At 63.6% G+C, this 16,152-nt stretch carries 14 protein-coding genes; 8 read left to right on the plus strand and 6 right to left on the minus strand.

The window, feature by feature from the left end:
- Positions 1 to 125: 125 nt before the first annotated feature.
- From ACSSU5_RS14335 to ACSSU5_RS14350, 4 genes are all read right to left on the minus strand, one after another.
- Complete coding sequence (locus ACSSU5_RS14335) at positions 126 to 1,343, minus strand: DUF3422 domain-containing protein (protein ID WP_492559142.1); 1,218 nt, start codon at positions 1,341 to 1,343, stop codon at positions 126 to 128.
- A gap of 166 nt (positions 1,344 to 1,509) precedes the next feature.
- Positions 1,510 to 2,940 (minus strand): aldehyde dehydrogenase family protein, encoded by a 1,431-nt coding sequence (locus ACSSU5_RS14340; RefSeq protein WP_492559143.1) that lies wholly within the window; start codon positions 2,938 to 2,940, stop codon positions 1,510 to 1,512.
- A 298-nt stretch (positions 2,941 to 3,238) separates the two neighbouring features.
- On the minus strand, positions 3,239 to 3,769 hold the full coding sequence (locus tag ACSSU5_RS14345) for an RES family NAD+ phosphorylase (protein ID WP_264310335.1): 531 nt from the start codon (positions 3,767 to 3,769) through the stop codon (positions 3,239 to 3,241).
- Positions 3,766 to 4,161 (minus strand): DUF2384 domain-containing protein, encoded by a 396-nt coding sequence (locus ACSSU5_RS14350; protein WP_264310334.1) that lies wholly within the window; start codon positions 4,159 to 4,161, stop codon positions 3,766 to 3,768. The genes ACSSU5_RS14345 and ACSSU5_RS14350 overlap by 4 nt, the downstream gene beginning before the upstream one ends.
- A gap of 193 nt (positions 4,162 to 4,354) precedes the next feature.
- Between ACSSU5_RS14350 and ACSSU5_RS14355 the strand changes: the two genes are divergently transcribed.
- From ACSSU5_RS14355 to ACSSU5_RS14390, 8 genes are all read left to right on the plus strand, one after another.
- Positions 4,355 to 5,374, plus strand: a complete 1,020-nt coding sequence (locus ACSSU5_RS14355; protein ID WP_264310333.1) for a transporter — start codon at positions 4,355 to 4,357, stop codon at positions 5,372 to 5,374.
- Positions 5,375 to 5,464: 90 nt separating this feature from the next.
- Positions 5,465 to 6,085, plus strand: a complete 621-nt coding sequence (ycaC, locus tag ACSSU5_RS14360; protein ID WP_264310332.1) for an isochorismate family cysteine hydrolase YcaC — start codon at positions 5,465 to 5,467, stop codon at positions 6,083 to 6,085.
- Between the two features lie 178 nt (positions 6,086 to 6,263).
- Positions 6,264 to 7,082 carry a polyphosphate kinase 2 gene (gene ppk2 / locus ACSSU5_RS14365; RefSeq protein ID WP_264310331.1) on the plus strand — a complete coding sequence of 273 codons (819 nt, stop codon included), beginning with the start codon at positions 6,264 to 6,266 and terminating at the stop codon, positions 7,080 to 7,082.
- Between the two features lie 36 nt (positions 7,083 to 7,118).
- Positions 7,119 to 8,315 (plus strand): monovalent cation:proton antiporter-2 (CPA2) family protein, encoded by a 1,197-nt coding sequence (locus ACSSU5_RS14370; RefSeq protein ID WP_492559144.1) that lies wholly within the window; start codon positions 7,119 to 7,121, stop codon positions 8,313 to 8,315.
- 39 nt (positions 8,316 to 8,354) lie between these two features.
- Positions 8,355 to 9,452, plus strand: coding sequence for an AI-2E family transporter (locus ACSSU5_RS14375; RefSeq protein WP_492559145.1), 1,098 nt, complete (start codon positions 8,355 to 8,357; stop codon positions 9,450 to 9,452).
- 13 nt (positions 9,453 to 9,465) lie between these two features.
- Positions 9,466 to 10,986, plus strand: coding sequence for an efflux transporter outer membrane subunit (locus ACSSU5_RS14380; RefSeq protein ID WP_492559146.1), 1,521 nt, complete (start codon positions 9,466 to 9,468; stop codon positions 10,984 to 10,986).
- On the plus strand, positions 10,983 to 12,080 hold the full coding sequence (locus tag ACSSU5_RS14385; protein ID WP_492559147.1) for an HlyD family secretion protein: 1,098 nt from the start codon (positions 10,983 to 10,985) through the stop codon (positions 12,078 to 12,080). Before ACSSU5_RS14380 ends, ACSSU5_RS14385 begins: the two co-directional genes overlap by 4 nt.
- On the plus strand, positions 12,070 to 13,086 hold the full coding sequence (locus ACSSU5_RS14390) for a DUF2955 domain-containing protein (RefSeq protein ID WP_492559148.1): 1,017 nt from the start codon (positions 12,070 to 12,072) through the stop codon (positions 13,084 to 13,086). Before ACSSU5_RS14385 ends, ACSSU5_RS14390 begins: the two co-directional genes overlap by 11 nt.
- Here the strand turns inward: ACSSU5_RS14390 and ACSSU5_RS14395 are convergent.
- Complete coding sequence (locus ACSSU5_RS14395) at positions 13,083 to 14,804, minus strand: SulP family inorganic anion transporter (RefSeq protein WP_492559149.1); 1,722 nt, start codon at positions 14,802 to 14,804, stop codon at positions 13,083 to 13,085. The two genes, ACSSU5_RS14390 and ACSSU5_RS14395, sit on opposite strands and share 4 nt — an antisense overlap.
- Positions 14,805 to 15,042: 238 nt before the next feature.
- A complete protein-coding gene (gene ychF, locus ACSSU5_RS14400; protein ID WP_027594480.1) occupies positions 15,043 to 16,143 on the minus strand; it encodes a redox-regulated ATPase YchF in 1,101 nt (366 codons plus the stop codon).
- Between the last annotated feature and the right edge of the window lie 9 nt (positions 16,144 to 16,152).

Consider the following 16,152-nt stretch of genomic DNA (forward strand, 5'->3'; position numbering starts at 1 on the left):
GGGGGCCGCTGTGCGGCCCATTCGCGGGGCAAGCCCGCTCCCACAGATTTTGCTTGATCTGAAGGCAGCAGGGGGCCTGTGGGAGCGGGCTTGCCCCGCGAATGGGCTGCACAGCAGCCCCGGCTTCAATGCTGCTTGGCCTGCCTGATCCTCACCAGAATCACCAGCAGCACCAACAGCACTGGCGGCGCCATCGCCAACAACCCATCCCGCGCCGTCAGCCCCACCCCCAGCACATTCAGCCCCCCGTACAGCAGCTTGAACAGGTTCAGCAGGTAATAGGTGATGGCAATGATCGACAGCCCCTCCACTGCCCGCTGAATCTTCACCTGGGCGTCGGCGCGGGCATTGAGGCTGCGCAGGATCTCCGCATTCTGCTCTTCCATTTCCACCTGCACCCGCGCTTGCAGCAGGTCGCCCAGGTTGGCGACATTCTTCGCCAGCTGTTCCAGCCGTTGCTCGGTGGCTGCGCAATAACGCACGGTGGGCTTGAAGCGACGTTCGATGAACACGCCCAAACGCTGGCAATCACCCACGTGGCTTTCGCGCAGTTCGCCCAAGCGCTCGAACACCAGTTGCGCATACGCCTGGGTTGCACCGAAGCGGTGACGGGTCTTCACCGTGTGGCTGACCACCTGGCGCGAGAGGTGGGCGATGGCGTCAAGCAACCCCTTGGAGTCATGGCCATCGCCCCCGGTGCTGCGTTCGGACAGGCTCACCAGGGTTTTGTCGAAGGCGTCGAGCTCCTGGCTCAGGGCCTTGGCCGTGGTCAAAGTCAGCGAAGCCATCATGCGGTAAGTCTCGATCTCCAGCAGGCGCCGGATCATCCGGCCCTGGCGGTAGGCATTGAGGCGGCGGTTGATGAACAGGAAGCGGTTGGTGCCGTCCTCGGTCAGGCGAAAATCGCTCCACACCGACGCATCGCCACCGCCCACACAGGAACCGCACGGGTCCTTGAAACCATAGCGGGGCAGGTCCAGGTCCTGTTCGTCACGCACCAGCACCTGCACCGCGTTGATCACCTGCGCCGTTTGCGGGGCGATGGCTTCGGCCAGTACCTGCGGCAGGGCTTGCCACTCGGTGTTGGCGGTGGCGCAGGGCACGACCAGGGTCAGGGTGAAGAACTCGGTGTGCCGTTCCCACTTGAACGGGTGCCCGTCCAGGCGGGTGATGCCCTGCGCTGCGTTGGTGTCCTGCGCCTCTGGGCAGCAGCGTTGCAGCAGCGCGGCACACGCGGCATCGCCGCCGAGTAGGGCGAGGTGGAAGACATGGGCCGGGCCGTCGAAATACAGCGACGGGCGAGCGTGCAGTTCGTTGTGCAAGGCGGTGCGTTGAGGGTGCATGGTGGTCCGGCCTGGTGTTGTGATTGTGGGGGTACCAGGGAGTGGGACTTTGTGGGATGACTGGAAAGTCACGTGACCATGAGGGCGTTTGTGAAACGGAATCAAGCGTAAAGCAAAAGCCCCTTGTGACAACCGTCAGCAAGGGGCTTCTTTACCAGCGCTGGGGTTAACCCAGGCAGCGCGTCACATGCTTCACCGACAGGTACCCCGACAAACCCCAAGGCCCAAGCTCGCGCCCAATCCCGCTGCCTTTGGTCCCGCCCCACGAGGTCTCGACGAACACGGCCTGCACCGAGTTGATCCACACGTGGCCAACCTCCAGCGCATCGGCAACCCGTTCGGCGCGTTCCAGGTCGGCCGAGCAGACCGTGGCCACCAGGCCGAAGCGGCTGTCATTGGCTTCAGCGATTGCCTGCGCTTCAGTGGTGAAGCGCCGTGCGCACAGCACCGGGCCGAAGATTTCTTCAGTCCACAGGCGGCTGTGGGCTGGTACGTCCACATACAGCGTGGGGCTGACGAACCAGCCTTCACGGTCCAGCGCCTTGCCGCCAGCCAGGCATTGCAGGCCTTCTTCGCGTGCGGTAGCAAAGTAGCTGGCAACCTTCAGCCATTGCGCCTGGCTGGTCAGCGGGCCCATGTCCACTTCTTCGTTCAACGGGTTGCCCACCCGCAGGTTCTCCAGTGCTGCCTGCAAGCGCGGCAGCAGCGTATCGGCAATGCCGTCCTGCACCAGTAGGCGCGAGGTGGCCGAGCACATCTGACCGGCGTTCCAGCTGATGCCGGCGACAATCCATTCCACGGCCTGGTCGATATCGCAATCATCGAACACCACGATTGCTGACTTGCCGCCCAGCTCCAGCGTCACGGGCCGGCATTGGGTAGAGGCGCTGCGCATCACCTGGCTGCCGACACTGTTGCTGCCGGTGAACGACAGCTTGTCCAGGCCCGCGTGGTTGCTCAGCGCCGCGCCGGTTTCGGCCTTGCCGTTGACGATGTTCAGCACACCGGCGGGCAGCCCGAGGGTATCGGCGATCTGGCCGTAAGCCTGCTCGACCAGCGGGGTGACCTCCGAGGGTTTGAGCACCACGGTGCAGCCTGCGGCCAAGGCGGGCGCGAGCTTCCAGGCGCTGGTCACCAGCGGGAAGTTCCACGGCACGATCAGGCCGACTACGCCGACGGGCTCCAGGCGAGTACGGGCGGTAAAGCCGGGTGCGGCCAGGGGCACGTTGCGGTTCTTTTCCGGCAGTTGTTCAGCCAGCTCGGCGTAGTAGCTGAACGTGGCAATCGCGTCGTCCAGGTCGATTTCGGCTTCGTGGCGGGGCTTGCCGTTGTTGCGCATCTGCAGGGTGATCAACGCTTCACGGCGCTGCCCGAGTTGCTCTGCAAAACCGCGCAGGTACGCTGCACGCTCGCTGGCGCTGGTCTGTTTCCAGGCAGGTAGGGCTTGGCGCGCAGCAGCCACGGCCTGGTCGACCTGGGCAACGCTGGCGGCCATTAGTTCGGCGAAGGGCAGGCCCAATGCAGGGTCATTGACGCTAATGCAGTCGCTGCCTTGGCCTTCGACCCAGCGGCCGTTGATGTAGTGAGAAGTGGTCATGGGCGGATTCCAGTCAGGCCATTTGGGCAGTGATTACCGGCGTGTGGGTGATGCTTTTCAGCACACCCAGCGCGGGCCATTGGGCCCCTACACGCCAGCACGGTAAAACCCTTGGCCTGCCGCACCTGGAGTGTTTGGTCCACGGGAGTGGCCTCACGGTTTTTGTGATTGTGGTGAGCGATTCTGGTGGCGGTGGGTGGGGGGAAAAATCGCTGGGGGCAAATAATCAGTTCAGGAAAGTGTGAACTTTTTGACTAACTGCCGGCTTCACGCAGGTGCGTAAGGGCACCTGGGCCGGTCAGCGCTTGGGGCCGTGCCAGGACGACTGATCCTTAGGTAGATCGCCACGCGGGTCGTTCACAGTGAGGGAACCGTGCGCGGGAAGTTGGTCGGTGTAGAGCACAAGATTCTTACCACCGGGGTGCGCAACGGACTCAAAAACGATCCCTGCACAATCGACTTCAAGAACGAGGTCACCAATGAGCCAACTGGGCGGTTCGACACCTTCGTTGAAGCGAATCTTTCGCCAGTCGCAGAAAAAGTCTTTCCAGATTGCCGGCCAGTCTTCTTGGTAGCCACCGGTAAAATCGATCACTCGGTCCAGCGTGAGCGAGTAGCTCACCAGAAGGCCAGGAGGTAGAAACGAGCTACCTTGCTGGAACTCTGCCACCGCCGTTACTGGCTCCAGGGACAGGTAGAGAGCCTCCAGCCCCTTGCGATTGGCCCGACCGCCCTGAGTAGCTGCACCCGCTCCGGACATTGGCGCTACCGCCCACTTCGGTGTGTGCAGGCGGTAACAGGCCAAGTTTAGATAAGAGGTGATCTTCATCCTTGAGCGCCGGCTTCCCACGACTGGAGGAAGGCGATCAACTGTTCAGTCCGGCCTTCGCTGACAACCTCTTCTGCGGTCTTGTAATCGAAGGTGGAAAGGGGTTCGTTCTTGAACCAGAAAATGGCCTTGGTCATTTCGGTACCCATGTCGGTCACAGCGCGCAGGACCCGTACAGCATCGCGAATGTATGCCTGGATCTTTTCCGACTCGGGGGCGTTACGCACCGTATTGCGATGGACGTGGGCACGGGCCGCGAATGTCTGCTGGTCCATCGAGAACACTTTCAAGAACCGCTCAGGGGAAAACATGACCCGGTTAACTTCGCGAAGCGCTTCCATCAACCCTTCGAAAGTGGTGGGGTGAAGTTCCAATACTGCATTACTGGCCATGGTTGACCTCCTGGCGATTTTTGCTTCTCACGTGCACAATATTTGCACAAATTCAGCATATATCAAGCTTGCTCGACAGGTGGGCAGGCTATCCGCGAAGTGATCGGCACAAGCCGATCCTGCTGTCATCGAACTGCAACTTACATCCCGCAACATTTCTGCCATCAACCCCAATGCCTCATTGCGAGTTCGAATGGGTCATCCCGCGCTGCACCCGCAACAGGACCACGACCTGTTCGGCCTGCTCTATGCTTTTGCCTTCCGCCCAGGCCAACCCGGTCGCGAGATCGATTCGGCGCAGCTGCTGCGCAAGCTCGGCGAGCCGCCCGAGCCCGACGAGTTTCTGTGGCTGCACCTGAACCTGGCCCATGCCGCCTGTGAGCGTTGGCTGCGCGCCCACCTGACGCTGCCCGAGGCCTTCTTCGAAACCTTGCGCGAGGGTTCTCGTTCGACCCGTATCGAGCATGCCGATTCGGCACTGTTGGCGGTGGTCAACGACGTGGTCTTCAACTTCGGCCTGGTGTCTTCGGACATCTCCACGTTGTGGGCCTGCGCCAGCAGCCAACTGCTGGTGAGCGCACGTTTGCAGCCGTTGCATTCGGTGGACAAGCTGCGCTCGTCGGTCAAGCGTGGCGAGCGTTTTCATTCGTCCATCGAACTGCTGGTGCATCTGCTGCGCGACCAGGGTGATGTGTTGACCCAGATCGTGCGCGAAACCACCACCAGCGTTGATCGCATCGAAGACCAGTTGCTGTCCCAGCGCCTGAGTGACAACCGCGCCGAACTCAGCAGCATGCGCCGGGTACTGGTGCGCCTGCAGCGCCTGCTGGCGCTCGAACCCGGGGCCCTGTTGCGACTGCTCAACCGCCCACCGGAATGGCTGCAGGAGCAGGACATGCGTCAGCTGCGCGCGGCCACCGAAGAGTTCACCCTGGTGATCAGTGACCTCACCGCCTTGGGCGAGCGGATCAAGTTGCTGCAGGAAGAGATCGCCGCCAAGCTCAACGAGCAAACCAACCGAACCCTGTTCACCCTCACCGTGGTAACTGTGCTGGCGCTGCCGATCAACATCATCGCCGGCTTCTTCGGCATGAACGTCGGGGGCGTGCCGCTGTCGGACGACCCGCACGGCTTCTGGGTGCTGGTGGCACTGGTGGCGACCTTCACCGTGCTGGTGGGGCGCTGGGCGTTTCGCAAGCGCCGTGAGTACTGATGGCGTGATGCGCCCCGACTGACGGTTCCCGCCATCGCTCATCCTTGCCTACGCTGATACTCCCAATCCGCTGATGCAAGGAGCTCCACCATGGCCTTCCAATACAAGCGTCTGGACAAGGACAACGCTGCAGTGCTGCTGGTCGATCACCAGGCCGGCCTGCTTTCGCTGGTACGCGACATCGACCCGGATCGCTTCAAAAACAACGTCCTGGCCCTGGCAGACCTGGCCAAGTACTTCAAGCTACCGACCATCCTCACCACCAGCTTCGAAACCGGCCCCAATGGCCCGCTGGTCCCCGAGCTCAAGGCGCAATTCCCCGATGCCCCCTACATTGCGCGCCCCGGCAACATCAATGCCTGGGACAACGAAGATTTCGTCAAAGCCGTCAAAGCCACGGGCAAGAAGCAACTGCTGATTGCCGGCGTGGTGACCGAAGTCTGCGTGGCGTTCCCGGCACTTTCGGCGCTGGAGGAGGGCTTCGAGGTCTTCGTCGTCACTGATGCTTCTGGCACCTTCAACGAACTGACCCGTGATTCGGCCTGGCGGCGCATGGAGGCTGCCGGGGCGCAACTGATGACCTGGTTCGGCGTGGCCTGCGAGCTGCACCGGGACTGGCGTAACGACGTCGAAGGGCTGGGGACGCTGTTTTCCAATCACATTCCCGACTACCGCAACCTGATGACCAGCTACGACAAACTGGCCAAGTAGCGCACTTCCCCACACGCCGGGCGATCCTGTGTAGGAGCGGCCTTGCCGGGGCGCTCCTACACACACACAGACCGAGCAAACCACGCACCAGCAAGGGACAGTGCGGGCGTAATAAGCGAAGCGGCAAACCGCCATGGATCGACCATACTGAATCTTCATTCGCCAGCAGGAGCGCGCCATGTCGAAGTCAGCCAAGAACAAGGACCCCCAGGCACAGCCCGAAAAACTGGGCGGCAAGGCCTACGAGAAGGCGCTCAAGCAACTTCACGTCGAGTTGGTAAAGCTGCAGGAATGGGTCGTGGCCAAAGGCCTGAAGGTGTGCATCGTCTTTGAAGGCCGCGATGGCGCGGGCAAGGGCGGGACCATCAAGGCCCTTACCGAGCGGGTCAGCCCTCGGGTGTTCCGTGTGGTGGCGCTGCCTGCGCCGACCGAGCGGGAAAAGACCCAGATGTACGTGCAACGCTACCTGGGCCATCTGCCCGCCGCGGGTGAAGTGGTGATCTTCGACCGCAGTTGGTACAACCGCGCCGGCGTCGAGCGCGTCATGGGCTTTTGCAGCGATGAACAGGCCAACAAGTTCCTCACCGTGGTGCCGCTGTTCGAGAAGATGATGGTCGAGTCGGGGATCATCCTCATCAAGTACTGGCTGGAGGTCAGTGCCGAAGAGCAGACCCGACGCCTGCAGGACCGCATAAACGACGGCCGCAAGCTGTGGAAGCTGTCACCGATGGACTTGAAGTCGTACACCCGCTGGGACGACTACACCAAAGCCCGCGATGACATGTTCGCCGCGTCGGATTCCTCCTGGGCACCGTGGTTCATGGCGCACTCCAACGACAAGCGGCGCGCGCGGCTGAACATCATCAGCCACCTGCTCGGCCGCATCCCCTACAAGGACATCACCCGCGACCAGGTCGTGAAGTTGCCCAAGCGCGGCAAGGTCGGCAAGTACAAGGCAGTGAACTACCCGTTCAAGGTTGTCGAAGCGCGTTACTGACCCCCTCCCTGCGGGGAGCCTACAGGGTGTAGACCTATGCCACATGACGGCAGCTTGCTTCAGGCAACGGTGGTGTTCCTGCTGGCCGTGGTACTGCTGGTGCCACTGGCGCAACGCTTGAAACTGGGCGCCGTGCCGGGGTATCTGCTGGCCGGCATCCTGATCGGCCCCTCGGTGCTCGGTTTGCTGGGTAACCCGGACAACGTCGCACGCCTGTCAGAGATGGGCGTGGTGATGCTGCTGTTCGTGATCGGCCTGGAGCTTTCGCCACGCCGTCTGTGGACCATGCGCCGCGCGCTGTTCGGCATTGGCTCGTTGCAGGTCGGGCTGACCGCCACAGTGCTTGGCCTGCTCGCGTACTGGCTGTTCGGCCAGTCGAAGGCGGCGGCCATCGTGCTGGGGCTGGGGCTGGCCCTGTCGTCCACGGCGTTCGGTTTGCAGGTGCTGGCGGAGCGCAAGGACCTGGGCAAGCCGCACGGGCGCCTGGCCGTGGCGATTCTGTTGTTCCAGGACATTGCCGCCATCCCCCTGATTGCCGTGGTGCCCTTGCTTGGCGGTGATGTCAGCCGCGCCGATGAGGGCACGTGGCCGCTGGTGGGCGTGGCGGTCGGCATTGGCGTGATCATTGTTGGCGGCCGCTACCTGATGACCCCGGTATTCAAATGGACGGTCGGCTCCGGGTTGCCGGAGCTGTCCACCGCTACCGCCTTGCTGGTGGTGCTAGGTACCGCCTGGGTGATGGAGCATGTCGGCGTCTCGATGGCCCTCGGCGCGTTCCTTGCCGGTGTGTTGATGGCCGAGTCACCGTTTCGCCACGAGCTTGAGACCCAGATCGAGCCGCTTAAAGGGCTGCTGCTTGGGCTGTTCTTCGTCGGTGTGGGCATGAGCGCCGACTTGCGCTTGTTGTTCGGCATGCCCTTGGCGGTGCTGGGGCTCACGCTGTTGCTGGTGGGCGTCAAGCTGCCGCTGTTGGTTGCCTTGGGCCGCACGGCCGGCGGGCTGAATCGCCCCCAGGCGCTGTGCCTGGGGGTGGTACTGGCGTCTGGCGGTGAGTTTGCTTTCGTGGTGTTCAAACTGGCGCTTGAGCACCAGGTGCTTGAGCAGCAGGTCCACGACTTGCTGGTGCTGGCCATCACCCTGTCGATGGCGGTGGTGCCGCTGGTGATGATGGGCCTCTCACGGCAGTTGCGCGACGCCGACGCCACCCGTCCCGCGTCTGAAACCGACCACTGACTCGCGCCTGACGGCGTACCGACTGTTCGGAGGTGAAGCATGCAGCCGAGTTTCAAGCTGGACAGCGCCCTGTCGCAGGGCTTGCTTGATGTCTTGATCAAGGCAGGCTTGGTGGCTGCCCTGGTAATCTTCTCCTTTCAGGTGTTCCAGCCCTTCCTGGAACTGATGCTATGGGCGGTGATCCTGGCGGTCACGCTGTACCCGCTGCACTGCCGTATCACGCGGCGCTGGGGGCTCAAGGACGGCTATGCGGCGACACTGGTGGTGTTGCTGGTGCTGGTGGTGTTGCTGGTGCCGATCTACCTGGTGGTGGTGTCGATCACCGAGTCGGTGGACGGCATGCTGACACTGCTCAAGAGCGGCGCCTGGAGCGTGCCGGCGCCTCCCGAGTCGGTGGCTTCCTGGCCGTTGCTCGGGCCGCGTCTGTATGCCTTATGGCTGGCGGCTTCCGAGAGCCTCAGCGAGGTGCTAAACAGCATGATGCCGCAGCTCAAGGACACCGGGCGTGTGCTGTTGGGGGCAGCGGCCAGTGCCGGGGGGGCGTTTCTGATGTTCATCGCGGCGATCATCATCTCGGGGGTAATCATGGCCTTCGGCGCGCGTGGCGAGCTGGCGGCGCAGCGCATTGCCATGCGGGTATCCGGCGAGCAGCGCGGCAGGTCGATTGCCAAGCTGTGTACCGCTACCATTCGCGCCGTCGCCCAGGGCGTGATCGGCATTGCCTTCATCCAGATGCTGTTGATTGGCGTAGGTTTTGTCATCAAGGGCGTGCCGGCGGCGGGGATGCTGGCGATTGCCATCCTCATGCTGGGTATCGCCCAGGCGCCAGCCACGCTGATCACGCTGCCGGTCATCGCCTACGTGTTCCATGCCGAGGGCTTCACCGTGGCGACCATCGTGTTTGCCGTCTACACCTTCGTCGCCGGCCTTGCCGACAACGTGCTCAAGCCGCTGCTGCTGGGGCGCGGGGTGGATGTACCGATGCCTGTGGTGCTGATCGGTGCGTTGGGCGGCATGGTGGTCAAAGGCATTATCGGCCTGTTTATCGGCCCGGTGATTCTGGGTGTGACCTACGTGCTGTTCTGGCAATGGGTCGCGCTGCAGGTACCCGAAAACCCTGTCGAACCGTCGGCCTGAGCCGGGGCCTGGCATGCCTGCACCTACCTGGCGTCGCGCCTTGGGCCTGGTTGCCTTGCTGTCAGGCTGCACCCAGGTCGGGCCAGACTTTCACCCCCAACAAACGGCCTGGCTGGACCCGTGGAGCACACCCCTGCTGGAGCAGGCCGGGCGGCGCGACGCCACGGTGGACTTTCGCCAGTGGTGGGCGGTGTTCGCCGACCCGACACTGGATGCGCTGATCGCCGAAGCCGACGCCCACAACAGCAACCTGCGCGTGGCCGGCCTGCGCATCGCCGAGGCACGTGCGCAGTTGGCCATCGTGCAGACTGGGCGCTACCCGCAGTTGCAGCAGGTGCGGGCGCAAAGCCTCTATCTCAAGCAAGACCAATCCGGCACCGACACTGCCCGCGACTCGGTGTTCTGGCAATCCAGCGCAGGCTTCGACATCGCCTGGGAAATCGACTTCTGGGGGCGGTTCAGCCGCGCCATCGAGTCTGCCGATGCGCTTTATTTCGCCTCCCAGGCCAACTACGCCGATGCCCTGTTGCTATTGCGTGCACAGGTCGCCGACACCTACTTTGCATTGCGTACCGCCGAGGCGCGCCTGGCCATTGCCGAGGAAAACGCCAAGCGCCAGGCGCGCAGCCTGGAGATCACCGAGCGGCTGTTCCGCCATGGCGAGCATGACGAACTCGATTGGCAGCAGGCCCGTACGCAATACCTGGCGACTCAGGCGACCATCCCCGAGTTCGAGAACCAGCTCAACGCTCTGCGCAACGTGCTCTGCTCGCTGCTCGGGCGGCCCCCCGGCCCACTGCCGGAGCTGCAGTCGCATTACGGGCAGTTGCCACTGCCGGACCGCGCATTGTTGCAGGACGTGCCTGCCCGCCTGCTGCAACGTCGCCCGGACATCCGCGCCGCAGAGCAGGCCGTGGCGGCGCAATCGGCACTGGTCGGGGTGGCCGAAGCCGATCTTTATCCACAGCTGAGCCTGTTGGGCAGCCTCGGCTGGACGTTCGTCTCGGCCAGTCACCTGCCCAACACGTTCGACCTGGCTGCCGGGCCCAGCCTGATCTGGAACCCGTTCGACTACGGCCGGCGCAAGAACGCCGTACGCGTCGAGGATGCGCGTTTGCAGCAACTGATCGAGCTGTATCAGCAAAGTGTGCGCGAAGCCGCCCGCGAGGCCGACGACGCCGCCAGCGGCTTGGTGCGCTCGCTGCAGAGCGCGAGTATTCGCGACCAAGCCTCGCAAGCCGCGCAGCGCTCGTTGAGCCTGGCCATGTCGCAATACCGCGAAGGTTTCGCCGACTTTCAGCGGGTGCTCGACGCGCAACAGTTACTGCTACAACAACAGGACGGCTACTTGGTCAGCCGCGGTAATGCCGTCAGTAGCCTGGTGACCTTGTACAAGGCCCTGGGCGGCGGTTGGGACCCAAGCCGTGCACCGATCGACCCGGCCACGCGTCGACAGATGCAGCAACGCACCGATTGGGGCGACTTGCTGGATGAACCTGCCCCCAGCGCACAGCAACCCGGTGAGCAAAAATGACCGACACCCCGCAAACACCCCCCGCGCAAGCGCCCGACCGTGGCTTGCGTTGGGTATTGCTGCTGATTGCCGTGAGCCTGTTCTGGTACCTGCTGGCCGACCGCTTCACGCCCTATACCCAACAGGCCCGCCTGCAAGCCTACGTGGTGCCGGTGAGCGCCGAAGTGGCCGGCCAGGTCAAGCGCGTGGCCGTGGGCAACAACCAAGAGGTGCGCAAGGGCGAGGTGCTGTTCGAGCTGGACCAGGAGCAGTACCGCATTGCCCTGGCCCGCGCCGAGGCCGACTTCGATACGGTGGGCAGGCAGATCGGTGCCCACACCGCCGGCATCGATTCGGCCCAGGCGGCATTGCTGGCGGCCCAGGCCAACGAGCGCAAGGCCAGGCAGGACGCCGAGCGGCTCAAGCGGCTGATCGAGGAAGACCCCGGCACGGTTTCACAGCGCCGCCTGGAAGGCGCGCAGGCCACGCGCGATCAGGCCATTAGCCAGGTCGCGGCAGCGCGTGCCGAAGTGGTGCGGGCACGCGAGCAGCAGGGTGGGGCACAAGCGGACAATGCCCAGCTGCGCAGCGCCGCGGCGAATGTGCAAAAGGCCCGCCTGGACCTGGCGCGAACGGTGGTGCGCGCCGATGCCAACGGGTTGATCACCGACCTGCGCACTGACGTTGGCCACTATGTGGGCGCCGGCAGCCCGATGATGACCTTGATCGCGATCCATGACGTGTGGATCAGCGCTGACCTGACCGAGAACAACCTCGGCCGCCTGCGCCCCGGTACACCGGTGCTGGTGGTGCTCGATGCGTTGCCTGGGGCTGTGCTGAAAGGGCGCATACGCAGCATCGGTTATGGCGTCAGCGTGGGCCAGAGCAACCCGCCGGGTACGCTGCCGAGCGTCCAGAACAGCCGTGAGTGGCTGCGTTCGGCCCAACGCTTTCCGGTGATCATTGAACTTGAGCGTGACCAGTTGCAGGACAAGGCGGGGTTGCGGGTGGGTGGCCAGGCCGAGGTCATGGCGCTGCCCAGCGAGGGCAACCCGTTGAACGTGCTGGGCCGTGCGTTCATGTGGTTGATGGGCTGGCTCTCGTATGCCTATTGAACTGCGGCGCCAGCGCGCACTACGCCTGGCCTGGGGCGTGGCGCTGTGCCTGGCGGTCAGCTTCGGCATTGGCCTGCCTGTGCCGATTTTGGCACCGGTGTTCGCGGTCCTGCTGTTGGCCATGCGCAGCCAGCCGCTGCCGTTGCGCGCGGCACCGGCGCTGGCGGTGCTGGTGCTGCTGAGTTGTGGCAGTGGCCTGTTGCTGATTCCCTTACTGCGCCATGCACCGGTGAGCGGGGTACTGCTGGTTGGCGTGGGTGTGTTTCTGGTGCTGCGTTATGCCCTGAAAGGCGGCAACGGCCTGTTGGCCAACTTGCTGGTGATCGGCCTGACCATGATCGCCGCAGCGGGCACCAGCGATTTCACCCTGGCGCTGTCGGTGGTCGAGGCCTTGTCCAAAGGCATGCTCCTGGCAACCTTGGGCACGGCGCTGGCGCATGTGATGTTCCCGGAACCTGCCGATGCCCCCGCGCAGCCAGCACCGCCGCCGCTCGCCGCCGAGCGTGCCAGCTGGGTTGCGCTGCGCGCCACACTCATCGTCATGCCCGCGTTTTTGCTGGCGCTGATTGCACCCGACGCGTTCATGCCGCTGATCATGAAGTCGGTGAGCCTCGGTCAGCAGGCCAGCGAGACCCATGCCCGTAATGCCAGCCGAGAGCTGATTGGTTCGACCTTGCTGGCCGGGTTGCTGGCGATCCTGCTGTGGAGCGCACTGAGCCTGTTCGTGCACCTGTGGATGTTTTTTTTGTGGGTGTTGCTGTTCTCGCTTTGGCAGGCCCGGCGGCTCTACCGTGCTGTGGCGACGCGGCACAGCACGGCCTACTGGGTCAGTTGCCTGACGACCATGCTGATACTGCTGGGGCAGTCTGTGCAGGACAGCGCGGCGGGGCAGGATGTTTACCGCGCGTTCGCGGTGCGCATGGCGCTGTTTCTGGCGGTATCGGTGTATGCCAGTGCCCTGCTGATCTGGATCGACCGGCGCAGGGCACAGCAGTGGGTGCATTAGGGTTGCCAGTCGACCCCAGTGTCCTCCAGGTAGGCATCCACCGCAGCGCCGACGGTGGGGTGAAACGCCTTTTCCCCCATGTGCTGGAACAGTTCAAAGCGCTTCATCTTGTCTTTTACCGGGTCTTTCATTTCGGCGAACTGCAACTCCATACCGCGCGCCTCCAGCGCCCGGTCCAGCTCGGCGAGCATGTCCGCAGAGGTAATGTCGATGCTGGTCACAGGCTCCGCGGCAATTATCAACCGCTGCACCGCGGTAGGGGACTGATCCACGGCGGCCAGCACGGTGCTCTGAAACTGTTCGGCATTGGCAAAGAACAGCGGCGCATCCCAGCGCAGCAGCACCAGCCCGGGAATGCGCCGGGCATGCGGGTAGCGCTGCACATCATGGTAGCCACGGGTGCCATCCACCCGGCCAAGGACCGCAAAGTGCGGCCTCCAGCCATCCCACAGAAACTCGACCACTGAAATCGCCACGGCAATGCAGATACCGGGAATGGCACCAAACACCGCCACGCCGACGAAGCAGGTGAACGACAACCAGAACTCCCACTGCTGCATGTGGAAGATGCGCTTGAGGTCGGCGAACTCGAACAGGCCCAGTGCGGCGGCGATCACCACGGCGGCGAGTGCACTGTTGGGCAGGTAATGCATCAGGTTGGGCGCCACCAGCAGCAGTACGGTCACGGCCAGCGCACCGATGATGCCGGTGAGCTGGGTCTTGGCACCGGCGGCTTCGGCGACAGGTGTACGTGACGAACTGCTGCTGATCGGGATGCCCTGGAACAGCCCACTGGCAAGGTTCGCCACACCCAGGCCAAACATCTCCTGGTTGGGGTTGACCGGCGTCTTCAGGCGGGCCGCGTAGGAGCGTGACAGCACGCTGGTGTCGGCGAACGACACCAGCGCCACCGCGATGCCGCCGAGCAGCACCTCCACCAGGTCGATATCGCTCAACCAGGGGAACACCAGGTCCGGCAGCCCTTGGGGCAGTTGGCCAAGGACTTTGACGCCCATTTGGTCGAGGTCGAGCAGGCTCACCGCCAGTGTCGCCAGCACCACGGCGATCAAAATGCCCGGCAAGCGCTTGAAGGGTTTGAGCAGCAGGATCAGCGCCAGGCTACCGGCGCCGATGATGAAGCTGGGCCAGTGGCCCTGGCCTGCGAGCAGGGCCTGGGTCAGGTTCCAGACGTCACGCAATGGGCCTTGGCTGTCGACGGACAACCCGAACAGTTTGGGCAATTGGCTGATCAGCACGGTCAGGGCGATGCCGTTCATGTAGCCGTAGCGGATCGGCTTGGACAGCAATTCGGTGATGAAGCCCAGGCGCAATAACCCGGCGACCATGCAGAACACGCCAGCGACCAGGGCCATCATGCTGGCGATGGTGATGGCGCGTTGCGGGTCGCTGGCGGCGTACTGCACGACCACCGCCAGAATAGGCGCGGCCAGTGCCGAATCTGGGCCGAGCACCAGGATGCGGCTGGGGCCGAACAGGGCATAGGCCAGCAGCGGAATGATGGTGGCGTAGAGGCCGTAGATGCCGGGTACGCCCGAGGCTTCGGCGTAGGCGATGCCCACGGGCACCAGCATGCTGGTGAGTACCAGCCCGGCAGCGATGTCCCTGGGCAGCCAGGCCCGCTGATAGTGCAGCAGGGTGACCACGCCAGGTAGCCAGCGTTGCCAGTCGAAGCGTGGGGGAGGGGGTGTTTCGGGCATGGTGCAGGCTCCAGGGGGCGGGCGTATTTACCGCTTGAGGTCCCGTTGGAGACAGCTTAGTTGGTGCCTGCGGGCGCGGGCCCTGTGGGAGCGGGTTTACCCGCGAACACCGGCGAAGCCGGTGCCATAAACCGCGTTGCATGCTTCGCGGGCAAGCCCGCTCCCACAGAGTCCGTAACTCTGCAGAAACACAAAAGCCCCCGTTCGGAGGCTTTTGTCGGCAGGCAAACGCTGAACGTCAGACGTTGAAGCGGAAGTGCATCACGTCACCGTCTTTGACGATGTAGTCTTTGCCTTCCAGACGCCATTTACCGGCTTCCTTGGCGCCGCTTTCACCCTTGAACTGGATGAAGTCGTCATACGCGACCACTTCGGCGCGGATGAAGCCTTTTTCGAAGTCGGTGTGGATCACGCCGGCTGCCTGTGGCGCAGTGGCGCCAACGCGGACGGTCCAGGCGCGGACTTCCTGCACGCCGGCAGTGAAGTAGGTCTGCAGGTTCAGCAGCTCGTAACCGGCGCGGATCACGCGGTTCAGGCCAGGCTCTTCCAGGCCCAGGGCCTCAAGGAACATGTCCTTCTCTTCACCGTCGTCGAGTTCGGCGATTTCGGCTTCGATCTTGTTGCACACCGGCACCACGACCGCGCCTTCTTCTTCGGCGATGGCACGGACCACGTCCAAGTGCGGGTTGTTGTCGAAACCGTCTTCAGCGACGTTGGCGATGTACATCACCGGCTTGCTGGTCAGCAGGTGGAAGCCACGGATGACGGCCTTTTCGTCGTCAGCCATGTGCTTCATCAGGCTGCGCGCCGGTTTGCCTTCGGTGAAGTGCGGGATCAGCTTTTCCAGAATGGCCTTTTGCGCCAGGGCTTCCTTGTCGCCGCCCTTGGCGTTGCGGGCAACCTTCTGCAGTTGCTTCTCGCAGCTGTCGAGGTCGGCGAAGATCAGCTCGAGGTCGATGATCTCGATGTCACGCTTGGGGTCGACGCTGTTGGAAACGTGGATCACGTTCTCGTCTTCGAAGCAGCGCACCACGTGAGCGATGGCGTCGGTCTCGCGGATGTTGGCGAGGAACTTGTTGCCCAGGCCTTCACCTTTCGACGCGCCCGCCACCAGGCCTGCGATGTCGACGAATTCCATGGTGGTCGGCAGGATGCGGTTAGGCTTGACGATTTCCGCCAGTGCAGCCAGACGCGCGTCGGGCATCGGCACGATGCCGCTGTTCGGCTCGATGGTGCAGAAAGGGAAGTTCTCCGCCGCGATGCCAGACTTGGTCAGGGCGTTGAACAGGGTGGACTTGCCGACGTTGGGCAGGCCGACGATGCCGCAATTGAAACCCATGGGTATTCC

Source organism: Pseudomonas sp. E1MeOHC2 (genome assembly GCF_058745025.1).

Excerpts from the sequence above, each read along its gene's own strand:
- ACSSU5_RS14345 (WP_264310335.1), bottom strand. The coding sequence starts at position 3,769 with ATGAAGATCACCTCTTATCTAAACTTGGCCTGTTACCGCCTGCACACA.
- ycaC (WP_264310332.1), top strand. The coding sequence starts at position 5,465 with ATGGCCTTCCAATACAAGCGTCTGGACAAGGACAACGCTGCAGTGCTG.
- ACSSU5_RS14380 (WP_492559146.1), top strand. The coding sequence starts at position 9,466 with ATGCCTGCACCTACCTGGCGTCGCGCCTTGGGCCTGGTTGCCTTGCTG.
- ACSSU5_RS14385 (WP_492559147.1), top strand. The coding sequence starts at position 10,983 with ATGACCGACACCCCGCAAACACCCCCCGCGCAAGCGCCCGACCGTGGC.
- ACSSU5_RS14340 (WP_492559143.1), bottom strand. The coding sequence starts at position 2,940 with ATGACCACTTCTCACTACATCAACGGCCGCTGGGTCGAAGGCCAAGGC.
- ACSSU5_RS14390 (WP_492559148.1), top strand. The coding sequence starts at position 12,070 with ATGCCTATTGAACTGCGGCGCCAGCGCGCACTACGCCTGGCCTGGGGC.
- ACSSU5_RS14355 (WP_264310333.1), top strand. The coding sequence starts at position 4,355 with ATGGGTCATCCCGCGCTGCACCCGCAACAGGACCACGACCTGTTCGGC.
- ACSSU5_RS14370 (WP_492559144.1), top strand. The coding sequence starts at position 7,119 with ATGCCACATGACGGCAGCTTGCTTCAGGCAACGGTGGTGTTCCTGCTG.
- ACSSU5_RS14395 (WP_492559149.1), bottom strand. The coding sequence starts at position 14,804 with ATGCCCGAAACACCCCCTCCCCCACGCTTCGACTGGCAACGCTGGCTA.
- ychF (WP_027594480.1), bottom strand. The coding sequence starts at position 16,143 with ATGGGTTTCAATTGCGGCATCGTCGGCCTGCCCAACGTCGGCAAGTCC.
- ppk2 (WP_264310331.1), top strand. The coding sequence starts at position 6,264 with ATGTCGAAGTCAGCCAAGAACAAGGACCCCCAGGCACAGCCCGAAAAA.
- ACSSU5_RS14350 (WP_264310334.1), bottom strand. The coding sequence starts at position 4,161 with ATGGCCAGTAATGCAGTATTGGAACTTCACCCCACCACTTTCGAAGGG.
- ACSSU5_RS14375 (WP_492559145.1), top strand. The coding sequence starts at position 8,355 with ATGCAGCCGAGTTTCAAGCTGGACAGCGCCCTGTCGCAGGGCTTGCTT.
- ACSSU5_RS14335 (WP_492559142.1), bottom strand. The coding sequence starts at position 1,343 with ATGCACCCTCAACGCACCGCCTTGCACAACGAACTGCACGCTCGCCCG.